At 69.3% G+C, this 14746-nt stretch carries 14 protein-coding genes and 1 pseudogene; 11 read left to right on the top strand and 4 right to left on the bottom strand.

Annotation, left to right across the window (positions count from 1 at the left end; genetic code table 11):
* The 3 genes and pseudogenes from AC2EAQ_RS09820 to AC2EAQ_RS09830 form a co-directional block, all read left to right on the top strand.
* Positions 1-199: pseudogene (locus tag AC2EAQ_RS09820) on the top strand (IS256 family transposase); the annotation flags it as partial.
* A 139-nt stretch (positions 200-338) separates the two neighbouring features.
* Complete coding sequence (locus AC2EAQ_RS09825; RefSeq protein WP_484642809.1) at positions 339-899, top strand: hypothetical protein; 561 nt, start codon at positions 339-341, stop codon at positions 897-899.
* The gene (locus AC2EAQ_RS09830) at positions 896-2899 is read left to right on the top strand and encodes a hypothetical protein (RefSeq protein ID WP_484642811.1); all 2004 of its coding nucleotides are present in this window, start codon (positions 896-898) and stop codon (positions 2897-2899) included. Before AC2EAQ_RS09825 ends, AC2EAQ_RS09830 begins: the two co-directional genes overlap by 4 nt.
* A gap of 269 nt (positions 2900-3168) precedes the next feature.
* Here the strand turns inward: AC2EAQ_RS09830 and AC2EAQ_RS09835 are convergent, their stop codons facing one another.
* Genes AC2EAQ_RS09835 through AC2EAQ_RS09845 form a run of 3 tightly spaced genes read right to left on the bottom strand, consistent with a single transcriptional unit; the run spans position 3169 to position 4945 of the window.
* Positions 3169-3579 carry an OsmC family protein gene (locus AC2EAQ_RS09835; protein WP_484642816.1) on the bottom strand — a complete coding sequence of 137 codons (411 nt, stop codon included), beginning with the start codon at positions 3577-3579 and terminating at the stop codon, positions 3169-3171.
* A gap of 5 nt (positions 3580-3584) precedes the next feature.
* A complete protein-coding gene (locus AC2EAQ_RS09840) occupies positions 3585-3980 on the bottom strand; it encodes a cupin domain-containing protein (RefSeq protein ID WP_484642819.1) in 396 nt (131 codons plus the stop codon).
* A 32-nt stretch (positions 3981-4012) separates the two neighbouring features.
* The gene (locus tag AC2EAQ_RS09845) at positions 4013-4945 is read right to left on the bottom strand and encodes a 2-hydroxyacid dehydrogenase (protein WP_484642822.1); all 933 of its coding nucleotides are present in this window, start codon (positions 4943-4945) and stop codon (positions 4013-4015) included.
* 107 nt (positions 4946-5052) lie between these two features.
* Between AC2EAQ_RS09845 and AC2EAQ_RS09850 the strand changes: the two genes are divergently transcribed.
* From AC2EAQ_RS09850 to AC2EAQ_RS09885, 8 genes are all read left to right on the top strand, one after another.
* Positions 5053-5808, top strand: coding sequence for an SDR family oxidoreductase (locus AC2EAQ_RS09850; RefSeq protein WP_484642825.1), 756 nt, complete (start codon positions 5053-5055; stop codon positions 5806-5808).
* A gap of 149 nt (positions 5809-5957) precedes the next feature.
* The gene (locus AC2EAQ_RS09855; protein ID WP_484642827.1) at positions 5958-6719 is read left to right on the top strand and encodes a FadR/GntR family transcriptional regulator; all 762 of its coding nucleotides are present in this window, start codon (positions 5958-5960) and stop codon (positions 6717-6719) included.
* Between the two features lies 1 nt (position 6720).
* Positions 6721-7749 (top strand): L-idonate 5-dehydrogenase, encoded by a 1029-nt coding sequence (locus AC2EAQ_RS09860; protein WP_484642829.1) that lies wholly within the window; start codon positions 6721-6723, stop codon positions 7747-7749.
* 31 nt (positions 7750-7780) lie between these two features.
* On the top strand, positions 7781-8755 hold the full coding sequence (locus AC2EAQ_RS09865) for a sialic acid TRAP transporter substrate-binding protein SiaP (RefSeq protein ID WP_484642831.1): 975 nt from the start codon (positions 7781-7783) through the stop codon (positions 8753-8755).
* A 153-nt stretch (positions 8756-8908) separates the two neighbouring features.
* Positions 8909-9478, top strand: coding sequence for a TRAP transporter small permease (locus tag AC2EAQ_RS09870; protein ID WP_484642833.1), 570 nt, complete (start codon positions 8909-8911; stop codon positions 9476-9478).
* A 9-nt stretch (positions 9479-9487) separates the two neighbouring features.
* Positions 9488-10885, top strand: a complete 1398-nt coding sequence (locus tag AC2EAQ_RS09875) for a TRAP transporter large permease (RefSeq protein WP_484642835.1) — start codon at positions 9488-9490, stop codon at positions 10883-10885.
* A gap of 4 nt (positions 10886-10889) precedes the next feature.
* Positions 10890-11993 (top strand): mandelate racemase/muconate lactonizing enzyme family protein, encoded by a 1104-nt coding sequence (locus AC2EAQ_RS09880; protein WP_484642837.1) that lies wholly within the window; start codon positions 10890-10892, stop codon positions 11991-11993.
* Positions 11994-12023: 30 nt separating this feature from the next.
* Complete coding sequence (locus AC2EAQ_RS09885; protein WP_484642838.1) at positions 12024-13550, top strand: D-arabinonate dehydratase; 1527 nt, start codon at positions 12024-12026, stop codon at positions 13548-13550.
* A 272-nt stretch (positions 13551-13822) separates the two neighbouring features.
* Here the strand turns inward: AC2EAQ_RS09885 and AC2EAQ_RS09890 are convergent, their stop codons facing one another.
* The gene (locus AC2EAQ_RS09890) at positions 13823-14731 is read right to left on the bottom strand and encodes a dienelactone hydrolase family protein (RefSeq protein ID WP_484642840.1); all 909 of its coding nucleotides are present in this window, start codon (positions 14729-14731) and stop codon (positions 13823-13825) included.
* Positions 14732-14746: the final 15 nt, after the last annotated feature.

The following is a 14746-nucleotide window of genomic DNA, read 5'->3' on the forward strand; positions in this document are numbered from 1 at the left end:
CTCGGTGGCGCACTACAGCCGCAACGTCAAGCGCTGGGGCGACGGGCAGATGGTGCTGCGCTGGGTGGCCAGCGCGCTCAGCGACGCGGCCACGCGAATGCGCAAGCTGCGTGGCTGCGGCCAGATGCGCACCCTCCTCAAGGCCCTGGATGGCCGTCGCCCCGAAAGCGACAACGGCGCCGTCTTGAAGGCCGCGTAGCATGTCCACCGAGGAGCCGTCACCGGTCACGGTTCAACAGCGAGCGGGACATCGCCCGCTGAGACCCTGAAGGGGGTTGCCGGGCTTCTCTCGGGAAGCTGCAAGTTCGCCTGGGGCGCACCGATCGACGGGGCAGACGATGGCACTTGAACTCGTACAAGCGCTGGCGAGGACAGAGCTCGACGACAACCTTCACATGGCTCGCCTGTTGATGCTGATGGAGGCGCACTCTGGGCGGGACGGCAGTGTGAAGGCCGTCGACGGAGTGACCAAGTTGGCCAAGTTGGACTTCTTGCTGCGCTATCCCAACTGCCTCGAGCGGGCTCTCACGGCGAAGAACAAGTCCACCGAGCCAGCGCGCATCCAAGAGTTCGAGAAGACGACGATCGAGTCCAAGATGGTTCGCTTTCGCTATGGACCTTGGGACCATCGGTATCGGCGATGGATTGCTCTTCTCGCCGGCAGGGGACTGCTGCATGCCTGGGTCGAGGGGCGGACGGTAAAGATTCAGTTGACGAATGCTGGGCAAAGAGCTGCGGTACAGCTCTCCGAAGACGAGGAACTGCGAGACCTGGCCGCAAGAGCGAAGTTGGTGGACAAGACCTTTGGGAGCATGTCAGGCACGGCCCTGAAGGACTTTGTCTACGCAACTTTCCCTGAAATCTCGAACATGCGGTGGGGCGACCCCATCACGATATGAAAGTTGAACTCAAGACACTTCGCCTGCACTTCAGGCGCTCGGTCGAAACGATTGAGTTCGGCCACATCAGCTTCTTCTGGGGCAAGATCGGTGCGGGAAAGTCGAGCATCGCGCGCCTCATCGACTACTGCCTTGGGGCCGATATCCAACTGACGCCGGCATTGCAGTTGGAGTTCAACTCTGCCGACTTGAGCTTGGAAGTTGAGGGCCGAAGGCTCACCATCTATCGCGAGCGTGAGTCGTCGAACGTCATCGCCGCGTGGAACGAGGGCGACCAAGCGATGGAGGTCCTGATGCCTGCACGCAAGGCAGGCGAGGTGGTTGTTATCGGTACGACCATTGAGGTCTTGTCAGACCTGTTCTTTCACCTTGCTGGCTTGCCTGTCCCGAAAGTGCGCAAGGGGCGCCGGACTGCCGACGAGCACTTGGAGCGCCTGAGTCTTCGCGACCTCTTCCGCTTTTGCTACCTCGACCAAGAGAACATTGACAGCGACTTCTTCCGTTTGGATGGCGACGCAGACTATATCCGTCGTGCGAAGAGCGTCGATGCCATGCGCTTTGTACTTGGCTACCACCAAGACCAGGTGGCCTCTCTGGAGGCGCAACTCCAAGGGCTCGCTGAGCAGAGGCAGGCAGCGAAGGCCGCGGCCGAGGCGCTCGCCAAGGTACTTGAGGAGTCGGGGCTTGGGAGCCCGGTCGAAATTGATGTGCGGGTAGAGGCGTTGCGCGCCCAGCGAGACCGCGTTCGTGAGGCTTCTGCTGCCGCGCGGCTTCAAAGAGGCGACGGTGGGCACGCCGTTGACGTCCTCCGGGCCAAAGGTCGTGCGCTGTCTGCGGACGTCCAGAGCCTGGAGGAGATGGCTGAGGCGGTGAGAACCCGCGCGGGCGACACCGAGCGGCATCTGAACGAACTCAGAATGTTGTCCGTCCGCTTCAGTCGAACGAAGTCGGCCCGCGCACTGCTTGCATCCGTGGATTTCGTCGATTGCCCTCGGTGCACGCAGAAGCTGCCCTCACGGCTAGAGACTCTGTGCCCGGTGTGCGGGCAGCCAGACTCAGACGAACCTCACGAACACCTGAGTAACGAGGTCGTGGAGGCGGACCTCAAGGCTCGCCTTGGCGAACTACAGGAGTCGCTGCAGGGGCTTCGAAAGCAAGAGCGGACCATAGCGCGCCAGCTAGACAGCACAGTCACAGAGAAGGCTCTCGTTGACCAGACGCTGGACCAACGGTTGCGTGACTACGACTCCGCCTTTCTCTCGCAGGCCCTCGAGTTCGAGCGCGAAGCTACCTCGCTTGAGCAGCAGGTGAGCTCGCTTCTCAACTATCGAAAGATTCCTGAGCGTTTGGACGACCTGCTGTCGAAGGCAGAGTCGCTCCAAGGCAGTGAGGCAGCGCTTCGCGCTAAGCTGAACCGTGAGCGTGACAAGGCGTTCAAAGACCGCACCAACCTCGAGGAGCTCGAGGCCTTGCTGCTGGACTGCCTGGTCCGGTCAAGCTTCCCGGGAGTGACCGCAACGTACAAGGTCACCATTGACCCGAAGACGCTTGTCCCGGAAGTCGCGCCGACGGAGGCGGCCGACTTTGCGGTTACGTCGTTCGCGAACATGGGCAGCGGCGGCATGAAGACCATCTTCAAGGCCTGCTACGCAATCGCTCTCCATCGGTTGGCTGCGAAGAAGGGCGCCTCACTGCCGCGGATTCTCATCCTTGATTCCGCGATGAAGAACGTCAGTGAGAGGGAGAACCGAGAGCTCTTTCGAGATTTCTACAGCATGGTCTACGAGCTGGGGGCGAGCGAGCTTAAAGGCACTCAGTTTGTCTTGATTGACAAGGAGTTCTTTCCCGTCCCAGAGGGGTTGGACCTGGATGTACGGAGCCGGCATATGGCGCCGGGCAGTCGCGAGGACCCGCCGCTCATTCCCTACTACGACGTTCCTCCGGAGAGCGAGGCAGTTGCCGCAGAGCCTCCAAGTCATGGCGAAGACTCCGAGGACTGACGCGAACGCATTGAGCGGGCCATCGGATGGACTTGAGCTACTGCCAGGGCCGCATATCGCTAGGCAAGACAACAGGACGGACGCTTCAGAGTCTCAGATGAACGCGCTGCCAAGCTGCGTCCGCTGGCTCAGGGCAAACGATGTCCATGCCCGCACGTCTATGGAATCATGCAATCGGTTTCTGGCAGCGCGGCTCAGTGACCGCAATGTGGCCGAGACACTAAGTAGCGGCCTCAGGGGCCATTGACCGCAACCGCTGCACAGCAGCCCTAACCACCCATCTCGGTCACCACCTCCGTCACCGCCTTCGTCATCAACTTGTGCACCGGACACTTGTCCGCCACCGCCAGCAACTCCGCACGCTGCGCGTCGGTGATCGGCCCGGTCACCGCCAACACCACCTTCAGCCGATAGACCCCCTGCCGCTCCTGGCTGTCGTCGCGCTCCACGGTGGCGCGGATGTCTTCCACGGGGATGCCCTTGCGGTTGGCGTACCACAGCACCGTCATCGCCTTGCACGCGCCCAGCGCGCTGTCGTACAGGTCGTGCGGGGTCACGCCCAGGTCTTCGCCGCCCACCTCGGGCGGCTCGTCGGCGCTCAGTTCGTGCTGGCGCACGTGCACGGTGTGGCGCATCTTGTGCGCGCGGTCGCGCACCACTTGGATGGTCTGTGCGGCCATGGCGGTCAGCCCCTCACGAACAGCGTCTGCAGCGGCTCGCTGCCCACCTGGCGGCTCCAGTGGCCGTGCACCTGGGGGTCGAAGGTGGCGCCGTCGGGCAGCGTGTCGGCGGAATAGAAGTGCTGCCCGGGCAGGAACACGCGGCTGGTGCCGTCCTGCAGGCCGATCTCCATGCCGCCGCGCAGGATGAACACCCACTGCGGCGCGCCGGTGCAGTGGAACTCGCTGCGAAACCCCACCGGGCTTTCGCGCAGCTGCAGGCCGCCGCTGGGCATCAGCGCGCTCAGGCGCGCGGCGGGCTTGCCTTCGGGCAGGGGGATCGCCGCGTCGCGCCAGCGCGCGCGGCCGTCGGGGCCGGTTTCCAGGATGACCTGGGTGAACACGGGGGTGGCGTCGGGCATGGCTTGCTCCTGGGGGCGGGGTCAGCGGCAGTTCATCGGCACTCGGGCACCGGCGTCTTCGGTGCCTGGCCGGCAAAGTGCAGCACCAGGTTGTCGCGCGCCAGGTCGGCCATGGCCTGGCGCGTGGCTCGGGTGGCGCTGCCGATGTGCGGCACCAGCACCACGTTGTCCAGCGCGCGCAGCGCTTCGGGCACGTGGGGCTCGTTCTCGAACACGTCCAGCGCGGCGCCGGCAATGCGGCCCTGCTGCAGCGCGGCGATCAGCGCCTGCTCGTCCACCACCGAGCCGCGCGCCACATTGATCAGGTAGCCGTTGGGCCCCAGCGCGTCCAGCACGGCGGCGTCGATCAGCTTGCGCGTGCCCGCGCCGCCGGGCGTGATGACCACGAGGAAGTCGCTCGCCGCGGCCAGCTCGCGCGGGCTGGGGTGGTAGGCAAAGGGCAGCGCCGGCTTGGCCGAGCGCGCGGTGTAGGCGATGCTCATGCCGAAGGCCTGCGCGCGGTGCGCAATGGCCTGGCCGATGCGGCCCATGCCCACGATGCCCATGCGCGCGCCGCTCAGCTTGGTGGCCAGCGGCATGGGGCCGTCGCTGGCCCAGCGGCCGGCGCGCACGTAGCGGTCGGCCTGCGGCAGGCGCCGCGCGATGCTCAGCGCCAGCGCCAGCGCCAGGTCGGCCACGTCGTCGTTGAGCACGTCGGGCGTGTGCGTCACCACGGCGCCGCGCGCCTTGGCCGCGGCCACGTCCACGCCGTCGTAGCCCACGCCCATGATCGACACGATCTCCAGCGCGGGCAGCTGCGCCATCAGCTCGGCGGGCACCTTGCTCTCGCCGCTGCCCACGATGCCGCGCACGCGCTCGCGCGGGGCGCTGTCCAGCGCGGTGTGTACGGTAAAGGCGGCTTGCAGCGGCTCCATCAGAAAGGGCGGCAGCTTGGCCACGGCGAGCAGGTCGGGCTTGGCGGTCATGGCGGTCCTGGCAGTCCTGGTGTTCGCGCCGGCGAGCCGGCGCAAGTTGTGTGATGACCGTACGATATCGCACCCGACCACCCACCGCCCCACAGAGGACCACCGTCATGAGCACCCCCCTTCGCAGCGCCATCGTCACCGGCGCGGGCAGCGGCATCGGCCGCGCCTGCGCCCAGGCCCTGGTGGCCGACGGCTGGCAGGTGGCCTTCGTGGGCCGCCGCCGCGACGCGCTGGAAGAGTCCGTGGCCGGCAGCGCCGCGCCCGCGCGCGGCCTGGCCGTGCCCACCGACGTGGGCGACCCCGCCAGCGTGGCCGCGCTGTTTGCCACCGTGCAGGCGCGCTTCGGCCGGCTCGACCTGCTGTTCAACAACGCGGGCGTGTCCAGCATGAGCGCGCTGCTGGAGGACCTGCCCTTCGAGCAATGGCAGGCCAGCGTGGCGGCCAACCTCACCGGCACCTTCCTGTGCACGCAGCAGGCCTTCCGGCTGATGAAGGCGCAGCAGCCGCAGGGCGGCCGCATCATCAACAACGGCTCGATCTCGGCCTACGCGCCGCGGCCCAACTCGGTGGCCTACACCGCCACCAAGCACGCCGTCACCGGCATCACGAAAACCGCCTCGCTGGACGGCCGCAAGTACAACATCGCGGTGGGCCAGATCGACATCGGCAACGTGGCGTCGGACATGACCGCGCGCATGGTGGCCGGCGTGCCGCAGGCCGACGGCAGCGTGAAGCCCGAGCCGCGCATGGGCATGGACAACGTGGTGGCCACCTTCATGACCATGGCCCGCCTGCCGCCGGAAGCGAACATCCTCAACGTCACGGTGATGGCCACCGCCATGCCCTTCGTCGGGCGCGGCTAGGCCCCGGCGCGGGGCGGTTGTCTCCTGCCTTCGGGCGGGAAAACCATGAGTCATCTGCAGGGCAGCCCGGCCAAACTGCGGCCCTCGCCGAATTGGTCAGGCCACTTGGCCTCCTTGCCGGTACCGACCCCGCAGCCCCCCCGCTCCCGATGCAGCTCCAAGCCGTCGAGTCCAAGCGCCTGTACCGGCAGATCGCCGACCAGCTGCGCGCGCTCATCGGCCGCGGCGAGCTGCCCGTGGGCAGCCGCCTGCCGCCCGAGCGCGACCTGGCCGCGCAGCTGGGCGTGTCGCGCCCCTCGGTGCGCGAGGCGCTGATCGCCCTGGAAGTGGAAGGCATCGTCGAGGTGCGCATGGGCTCGGGCATCTACGTCACCGCGCTCGAGCCGGCCGCGGCGGCGCGTCCGGCGGCCCAGGCCATCACCGAGGCGCTGGGGCCGTTCGACATCATCCGCGCCCGCGCGCTGGTCGAGGCCGAGCTGGCCGCAGTGGCCGCGCGCGAGGGCACGCCCGCGCTGGTGAAGCGCCTGCGCGGCGCCATCCGCACGATGGAAGACGACATCGCCCGCGGCGTGATGCCCATCCGCGGCGACCGCGAGTTCCATCTGGCGCTGGCCGAGGCCAGCGGCAACGCGGCCCTGGTGCGCGTGGTCACCGAGCTGTTCGACGAGCGCAACAACCCGCTGTTCGAGCAGCTCGGCCGCCACTTCGAGAACGTGAAGAGCTGGCGCCACGCCGTGGCCGAGCACCGCGCCGTGGTGCGCGCGGTGGCCGGGCGCGAGGTGGCCGCGGCGCGCCGCGCCATGCAGACGCACCTGCAGAACTCGCACGACCGCTTTGCCGCCGCGCTGGTGGAAACCGCGCCCGCCGCCCCCGCGCGCACGGCCGGCCTGCGCGCCGCGGAGGTGTCCTGACATGTCCGACCTGGCCTGCACCCTGCACGGCGCGCTGGACCTGCGCGTGCAGCCGCGCGCGCCGCGCGCGCTGGGCCCGCACGACGTGCGCCTGCGCCTGGGCGCCGGCGGCATCTGCGGGTCGGACCTGCACTACTGGCAGCACGGCCGCGCCGGCGCGTTCGTGATCCGCGAGCCGCTGGTGCCGGGGCACGAGGCCTCGGGCGTGGTGGACACGGTGGGCGCCGAGGTCACCCGCGTGCGCCCCGGCGACCGCGTGGCGATCGACCCGTCGCACCCCTGCGGCGTGTGCGACCGCTGCCGCGAGGGCCGCATGAACCTGTGCCGGCGCATGTACTTCGTGGGCAGCGCCAGCGTGTACCCGCATGCGCAGGGCCTGTTCGCGCAGGCCTTCGTCATGCACGAGCGCCAGCTCACGGCCGTGGCCGAGCCCGAGGTGTCGTTGGGCGAGATCGCCTGCGCCGAGCCGCTGTCGGTGGGCCTGCACGCGGTGCAGCGCGCCGGCACGCTGCTCGGCCGCCGCGTGCTCGTCACCGGCGGCGGCACCATCGGCTGCATGTGCGTGATCGCGGCGCGCCTGGCCGGCGCCGCCGAGGTGGTGGTGGCCGACATCGCCGAGCGGCCGCTGGCGATGGCGCGCCAGGTGGGCGCCGACGCCACCGTGCGCAGCGACCAGGACAGCGCCGCGCTGGTGGACCGTTTCCACGTGGCGATCGAGGCCGCCGGCGCGCCCGCGGCGCTGGCGCTGTGCCTGGCCGCGGTGGAACGCGGCGGCCGCGTGGTGCAGGTGGGCACGCTGCCCGAGGAACTGCCGTTTCCGGCCAACCGCGTGATGGTGCGCGAGCTCGACTACGTGGGCGCCTTCCGCGCCAACGGCGAGTTCGACCTCGCGGTGCAGGCCATCCGCACGCGCCGCGCCGACGTGCGGCCGCTGATCAGCGCGCAGGTGCCCCTGGCACGTGCGCAGGAGGCTTTCGAGCTGGCGGCCGACCGGTCGCGCAGCACGAAGGTGCAGCTGGTGTACGAGTGAAGTGAACCAACCCACAGGAGACAGACCGACCATGAGCAAACGCACCCTTCTCAAGACCCTGCTGGCTGCCGCCGCCGTGGCGATCGCCGGTCCCGCCGTTGCACAGACCAAGCTCAAGTGGGCCCACGTCTACGAGACCAGCGAGCCGTACCACACCGAAAGCGTGTGGGCCGCCGAGGAGATCAAGAAGCGCACCAACGGCAAGTTCGAGATCCAGGTCTTCCCCGCCAGCTCGCTTGGCAAGGAAACCGACATCAACCAGGGCATGCAGCTCGGCACGGTGGACATGATCATCAGCGGCCCGTCGTTCGCGGCGCGCAGCTACCCGCGCCTGGGCATCGCCTACTACCCGTTCATCTTCCGCGACGGCGACCACCTGCTGGCCTACAGCAAGAGCCCCGTGTTCAAGGAGATGGTCGACGGCTTCCGCGCCAAGACCGGCATCCAGATCCTGGCCTACACGTACTACGGCGCGCGCCACACCACGTCGCAGAAGCCGTTCTCCGACTGCGCCGGCATGAAGGGCCTGAAGATCCGCGTGCCCGACGTGCCGGCCTACCGCGCCACGCCGGAATCCTGCGGCGCCAACCCGACGCCGATCGCGTTCGCCGAGGTGTACCTCGCGCTGCAGAACGGCACCGTCGAGGCGCAGGAGAACCCGCTGACCACCATCGAGGCCAAGAAGTTCTTCGAGGTGCAGAAGGCCATCATGCTCACCGGCCACATCGTCGACGGCCTGACCACGCAGGTGGCGCCGCACGTGTGGAACAAGCTGACCGACGCCGAGAAGAAGATCTTCGGTGACGTGGCCCAGGAAGCGGCCGCCCGCGCCAGCGCGCAGATCAAGAAGCGCGAGGCCGAGCTGGTGGACGAGTTCAAGAAGAAGGGCCTGCAGGTGGTGACCGTGAACCGCCAGAGCTTCGTCGACGCGGTGCTGAAGGCCAAGCCGGTGGAGTCGATGGGCTTCGACCGGAAGGACTACGACCGGATCGTGGCGATCAAGTAGAGCCCCCCCCGTTGCGGCTACGCCGCTCCCCCCCGGTGGGGCGGCGCCTGAGGGCCGGCGGAGCCGGACCCTCGGCGCCTGCTGGGTTTGCCGCCGGCTTCGCGGCGGCTCTGGCCCGCAGCGGGTTGTTTTGCGTTTCTGACGCCTTCTTTTATGACCATCGACATTGATTCGGGGCCCAAGGTGATGGGCGACGACGGCGAGTTCCATGCCGTCGACGAGGCGGTGGACCTGTCGGGCACGCCGATGGAGGCCTGGGCGTCGGTGCTGCTGTTCTGGGCGCTGGCGGGCGTGGTGTTCACGCAGTTCTTCACCCGCTACTTCCTCAACGACTCGGCCTCGTGGACCGAGGAGATCGCGCGCTACCTGCTCATCGGCGTGGTGTTCGTGGGCGCGTCGATCGGCGTGGCCAAGAACAACCACATCCAGGTGGACCTGCTGTTCCGCTACCTGCCCGCGGGCGTGGCGCGGGTGCTGGCCACGGTGGTGGACGTGCTGCGCATCGCCTTCTTCGGCTCGATGACCGTCTACACCGTGCAGATGATGCAGAAGATGGGCAACTACCAGATGACCATCGTGGATCTGCCGATGAACATCGTCTACGGCGTGGTGCTGTTCGGCTTCGCGGCGATGACGGTGCGCTCGCTGTGGGTGGCGCGCGTGCACTGGCAGCGCGGCTACTCGGTGCTCGAGCGCCCCGAATCCACCATGGCCGACCGCTGAGGCGCACCGATGCTCAAGTTCATCTTCCTGTTCCTGATGGCCGGCGGCGTGCCGGTGGCCATCGCGATGGCGGGCTCGGCGCTCGTCTACATCCTGCTCAGCGGCAACCTGCCGCCGTTTGCGGTGGTGCACCGCATGATCGGCGGCATCGACAGCTTCCCGCTGCTGGCGGTGCCGTTCTTCATCCTGGCCGGCAACCTGATGAACAACGCCGGCATCACCAACCGCATCTACAACTTCGCGCTCGCGCTGGTGGGCTGGCTCAAGGGTGGCCTCGGCCACGTCAACGTGGTCGGCTCGGTGATCTTCGCCGGCATGAGCGGCACCGCCATCGCCGACGCCGCGGGCCTGGGCACGGTGGAGATCAAGGCCATGAAGGATCATGGCTACGACACCGAGTTCGCGGTCGGCGTCACCGCGGCCAGCGCCACGCTCGGGCCGATCATCCCGCCCAGCCTGCCCTTCGTCATCTACGCGATGATGGCCAACGTGTCGGTGGGCGCGCTGTTCCTCGCCGGCATCCTGCCCGGCGTGCTGATGGCGCTGCTGATGATGGTCACGGTGGCCTACTTCGCGCACAAGAACAAGTGGGGCGGCGACATCAAGTTCTCCGCCTCGCGCGTGGGCCGCGCCCTCATCGAGCTGGCGGTGGTGATCGCCTGGCCGCTGGCCACCTGGGCCGCGGTGGCCAAGGCCGGCCTGCCGGCGCAGCCGGTGATGCTGGTCGCCGTGGTGACGCTGTTCGCCTGCGACCGCTTCTTCAAGTGGCAGGCGGTGCTGCCCATCATGACGCCGGTGCTGCTGATCGGCGGCATGACCACCGGCCTGTTCACGCCCACCGAAGGCGCCATCGCCGCCAGCGCCTGGGCGCTCTTCCTCGGCCTGGTGTGGTACCGCACCATGAGCTGGAAGATGTTCGTCAAGGTGAGCCTGGACACGGTGGAGACCACCGCCACCGTGATGTTCATCGTGGCCGCGGCGTCGATCTTCGGCTGGATGCTCACCGCCACCGGCGTCACCGCCGCCATCGCGCAGTGGGTGCTGGCCTTCACCAAGGAGGCCTGGGTCTTCCTGCTGCTGGCCAACCTGCTGATGCTGTTCGTGGGCTGCTTCCTCGAGCCCACCGCGGCGATCACGATCCTGGTGCCGCTGCTGCTGCCCATTGCCACCCAGCTCGGCGTGGACCCGGTGCACTTCGGCCTGGTGATGGTGCTCAACCTGATGATCGGCCTGCTGCACCCACCGATGGGCATGGTGCTGTTCGTGCTGGCGCGGGTGGCCAAGCTGAGCGTGGAGCGAACCACGATGGCGATCCTGCCGTGGCTATTCCCGCTGCTGGCCAGCCTGGTCATCCTGACCTACGTGCCGTCGATCGTGTTGTGGCTGCCGCGCACGATGGGGTTGTAGCGCCATGACGAAGATCGTTGCCGTCGACGTCTGGCGCGTCGACCTGCCGCCACCGGTGCCGCGCAGCGACGCGATCCAGAGCTTCGTGGTGCAGGAAACGCCGATGGTGCGCGTCACCTGCGACGACGGCTCGCAGGGCACCGGCTACAGCTACACCATCGGCACCGGCGGCTCGTCGGTCACCGCGCTGCTGGCCGACCACCTGGCGCCGCGCCTGATCGGGCGCGACGCGCGGTGCATCGAGGCGATCTGGCGCGACCTGCTGTTCGCCACGCACGCCACCAGCGTGGGCGCGATCACCAGCCTGGCGCTGGCCGCGGTGGACACCGCGCTGTGGGACTGGCGCTGCCGCCGCGACGGCCAGCCGCTGTGGAAGGCCGCCGGCGGCGCGAAGCAGCGCACGCCCGTCTACACCACCGAGGGCGGCTGGCTGCACCTGGACACCGACACCATCGTGCGCGAGACGCTGGCCGCGCAGGCGGCCGGGTTCCAGGGCGCCAAGGTCAAGGTGGGCCTGCCGCGGGTGGCCGACGACGTGGCGCGCCTGTCGGCCGTGCGGCGCGCCGTGGGCGACGCGTTCGAGATCATGGTCGACGCCAACCAGTGCTTCACGCTGTCCGAGGCGCTGCGCCGCGCGCCGGCCTATGCCGACCTGGGCATCGCCTGGTTCGAGGAGCCGCTGCCGGCCGACGACATCACCGGCCACGTGCGCCTGGCCGCCGCCAGCCGCGTGCCCATCGCGGTCGGCGAGTCGCTGTACTCGCCGAGCCAGTTCGCCGCCTACGTGCAGCAGGGCGCCTGCTCGATCGTGCAGGTGGACGTGGCGCGCGTGGGCGGCATCACGCCGTGGCTGAAGGTGGCGCACATGGCCGAGTGCCACAACCTCGCCGTGGCGCCGCACTTCCTGATGGAACTGCACGCCAGCCTCACCGCCGCCGCACCCGCCGCCGCGTGGGTGGAATACATCCCGCAGCTCGACGCGGTGGCCTCGAGCCGGCTCGTCATCGAGGACGGCCACGCCGTGGCCCCCGACACGCCCGGCCTGGGCATCGAGTGGATCCCCGACGAGATCGCCCGCCGCACGCGCGACCTGCGCCGCATCGCCTGACCTTCATCGCCCCGCCTGCATCGCCTCGCCATGAGCCCACCCGTCATCCGCATCCATCCGCGCGACAACGTCGTCATCGCGCGCACGCAGCTCCTGGGCGGCACCGTGCTGGCCGACGAGGGCGTCACCGTGGCCGGCCTCGTGCCGCCGGGCCACAAGGTGGCCACCGCCGCCATCGCCGCCGGCGAGGCGGTGCGCCGCTACGACCAGATCATCGGCCACGCCACGCAGGCCATCGCGCCGGGGCAGCATGTGCACACGCACAACCTCGCCTATGCCGACTTCGCGCGCACGCACGAGGTGGGCGCCGGCGCCCTGCCCACGGCGTACGCCAACCCGCCGGCCACGTTCGACGGCATCGTGCGCGCCGACGGCCGCGTGGCCACGCGCAACTACATCGGCGTGCTGACCAGCGTGAACTGCTCGGCCACCGCCGCGCGCGCGATCGCCGACGCGTTCCGGCGCGACATCCACCCCGAGATGCTGGCGCCGTTTCCCAACGTGGACGGCGTGGTCGCGCTGACGCACGGCATGGGCTGCGCCACCGCGAGCGACGGCGAGGAGCTGCAGGTGCTGCGCCGCACGCTCGGCGGCTACGCGCGCCACGCCAACTTCGCCGCCGTGCTGGTGGTGGGCCTGGGCTGCGAGACGAACCAGATCCAGGGCCTCGTGGCGCAGGAGGGCCTGCAGGAAGGCGCGCGCCTGCTCACGTTCAACATCCAGGACACCGGCGGCACCGCCAAGACCGTGGCGCGCGGCGTGGAGCTGGTGAAACAGCTGCTGCCCGAGGTGAACCAGGTGCGGCGCCAGCCGGTGCCGGCCAGCCACATCACCGTGGGCCTGCAGTGCGGCGGCAGCGACGGCTACTCCGGCATCAGCGCCAACCCCGCGCTCGGCGCCGCAGTGGACCGCCTCGTGCGCCACGGCGGCACCGCGATCCTGAGCGAGACGCCCGAGGTGTACGGCGGCGAGCACCTGCTCACGCGCCGCGCGGTCAGCGCCGAGGTGGCCGACAAGCTGCTGCGCCGCATCGCGTGGTGGGAGGCCTACACCGCGCGCAACGGCATGAAGATGGACAACAACCCCTCGGCCGGCAACAAGGCGGGCGGGCTGACCACCATCCTGGAAAAGAGCCTGGGCGCGATCGCCAAGAGCGGCACCACCAACCTGACCGACGTGTTCGAGTTCGCGCAGCCGGTCACCACGCGCGGCCTGGTGTTCATGGACACGCCGGGCTACGACCCGGTGTCGGCCACCGGGCAGGTGGCCGGCGGCGCCAACCTGATCTGCTTCACCACCGGCCGCGGCTCGGCCTACGGCTGTGCGCCGAGCCCGTCGCTGAAGTTCTCCACCAACACCGCGCTGTGGAAGCGGCAGGAGGACGACATCGACCTCGACTGCGGCGCCATCGTCGAAGGCACCGACACGGTGGACGCCTGCGGCGAGCGCATCTTCCGCCTGATGCTGGACACCGCGTCGGGCCGCCGCACCAAGAGCGAGCTGCACGGCTATGGCCAGAACGAGTTCGTGCCTTGGCAACTCGGGGCGGTGATGTAGTGCCCCCACGCTCGCTTTCGCTCGCTGCCCCCCGAGGGGGCCGTCCGCCGACGGGCCGGCGGAGCCGGCCCGTGGCGGGAAGCTGGGGTTTGGGCTCGCTGGCCGCGTGGGGGTCGGTGAACCGGCGTGGCACACCACCGGCGATGCCTGCCGAGGGGCAGGCGGGCCGGCGGGGGGGTGCCGCATCGAAGCGCCTCCGACGGCTCGCCTGGCCCTCGGCCCGCGCCGACAGCGGCCCGCAACCGCGACAGTCGCGACCCGCCGACAGCGGATCAGCCGCGCAACGTGCGATTGAACAGCGCCAGCGTCTTTGCCCAGGCCTGCTGCGCCTGCTTCTCGTCGTAGCGCGGCGTGGTGTCGTTGTTGAAGCCGTGCTGGGTGCCGGGGAACACCTGCGCGGTGTACTTGGTGCCCGCGGCCTTGAGGGCGGCCTCGTAGGCCGGCCACATGGAATTGATGCGCTCGTCGTTCTCGGCGTACACGATGAACAGCTCGGCCTTGATCTTGGGCACGTCGGCCGTGGGAGCCGCGGCGCCGTAGAAGGGCGCGCCGGACACCAGCTCGGGCAGGCGCGTGGCCAGGAAGTTCACGATGCCGCCGCCGTAGCAGAAGCCCGTGGCGCCGAGCTTGCCGTTGCCGCCGGACACGCCGCGCGTGTACGCCGCGGCGGCCAGCCAGTCCTCGCGCGCCTTGGCCTGGTCGATCTTGGAGAACGCCTCGCGCGCCTTGTCCTCGTCGCCGGGGTAGCCGCCCGCGGTGGTGAGCAGGTCCGGCGCGACGGCGATGAAGTTGTCCACCGCCAGGCGGCGCGCGATGTCCTCGATGTGCGGGTTCAGGCCGCGGTTCTCGTGGATCACCAGCACCACCGGCAGGGCGCCGGCAGCCTGCGCCGGGCGCGCCACCAGCGCGTTGATCTTGCCGTGGCCCGCGGGCGACGCGATCTCCACCCGCTCGGTGCGGATGCGCGCGTCGGTGGGCGGCACCTTCTGGCCGTAGGCGAAGTCCGGGCTCAGCGCGGCCAGCAGGCCGGCGGCCGTGGTGCCGCTGGCCGCCGCGAAGCGCGAGCTGCGGTCGAGGAACGCGCGGCGGTCGATGCCGCCATGCACGTACTGGTCGAACAGCTTCAGCACTTCCGGATGGAAGTCGGCGGCGGTCAGGCGGGCGGGGCGCGGGTCGTTCATCGTCGGGGCTCCTTG

The organism is Aquabacterium sp. T101, assembly GCF_057219775.1.

Bases quoted from the DNA above. Each gene is read 5' to 3' on its own strand.
- AC2EAQ_RS09825 (WP_484642809.1), top strand. From the start codon at position 339: ATGGCACTTGAACTCGTACAAGCGCTGGCGAGGACAGAGCTCGACGAC.
- AC2EAQ_RS09830 (WP_484642811.1), top strand. From the start codon at position 896: ATGAAAGTTGAACTCAAGACACTTCGCCTGCACTTCAGGCGCTCGGTC.
- AC2EAQ_RS09835 (WP_484642816.1), bottom strand. From the start codon at position 3,579: ATGGCCGCACAGACCATCCAAGTGGTGCGCGACCGCGCGCACAAGATG.
- AC2EAQ_RS09840 (WP_484642819.1), bottom strand. From the start codon at position 3,980: ATGCCCGACGCCACCCCCGTGTTCACCCAGGTCATCCTGGAAACCGGC.
- AC2EAQ_RS09845 (WP_484642822.1), bottom strand. From the start codon at position 4,945: ATGACCGCCAAGCCCGACCTGCTCGCCGTGGCCAAGCTGCCGCCCTTT.
- AC2EAQ_RS09850 (WP_484642825.1), top strand. From the start codon at position 5,053: ATGAGCACCCCCCTTCGCAGCGCCATCGTCACCGGCGCGGGCAGCGGC.
- AC2EAQ_RS09855 (WP_484642827.1), top strand. From the start codon at position 5,958: ATGCAGCTCCAAGCCGTCGAGTCCAAGCGCCTGTACCGGCAGATCGCC.
- AC2EAQ_RS09860 (WP_484642829.1), top strand. From the start codon at position 6,721: ATGTCCGACCTGGCCTGCACCCTGCACGGCGCGCTGGACCTGCGCGTG.
- AC2EAQ_RS09865 (WP_484642831.1), top strand. From the start codon at position 7,781: ATGAGCAAACGCACCCTTCTCAAGACCCTGCTGGCTGCCGCCGCCGTG.
- AC2EAQ_RS09870 (WP_484642833.1), top strand. From the start codon at position 8,909: ATGACCATCGACATTGATTCGGGGCCCAAGGTGATGGGCGACGACGGC.
- AC2EAQ_RS09875 (WP_484642835.1), top strand. From the start codon at position 9,488: ATGCTCAAGTTCATCTTCCTGTTCCTGATGGCCGGCGGCGTGCCGGTG.
- AC2EAQ_RS09880 (WP_484642837.1), top strand. From the start codon at position 10,890: ATGACGAAGATCGTTGCCGTCGACGTCTGGCGCGTCGACCTGCCGCCA.
- AC2EAQ_RS09885 (WP_484642838.1), top strand. From the start codon at position 12,024: ATGAGCCCACCCGTCATCCGCATCCATCCGCGCGACAACGTCGTCATC.
- AC2EAQ_RS09890 (WP_484642840.1), bottom strand. From the start codon at position 14,731: ATGAACGACCCGCGCCCCGCCCGCCTGACCGCCGCCGACTTCCATCCG.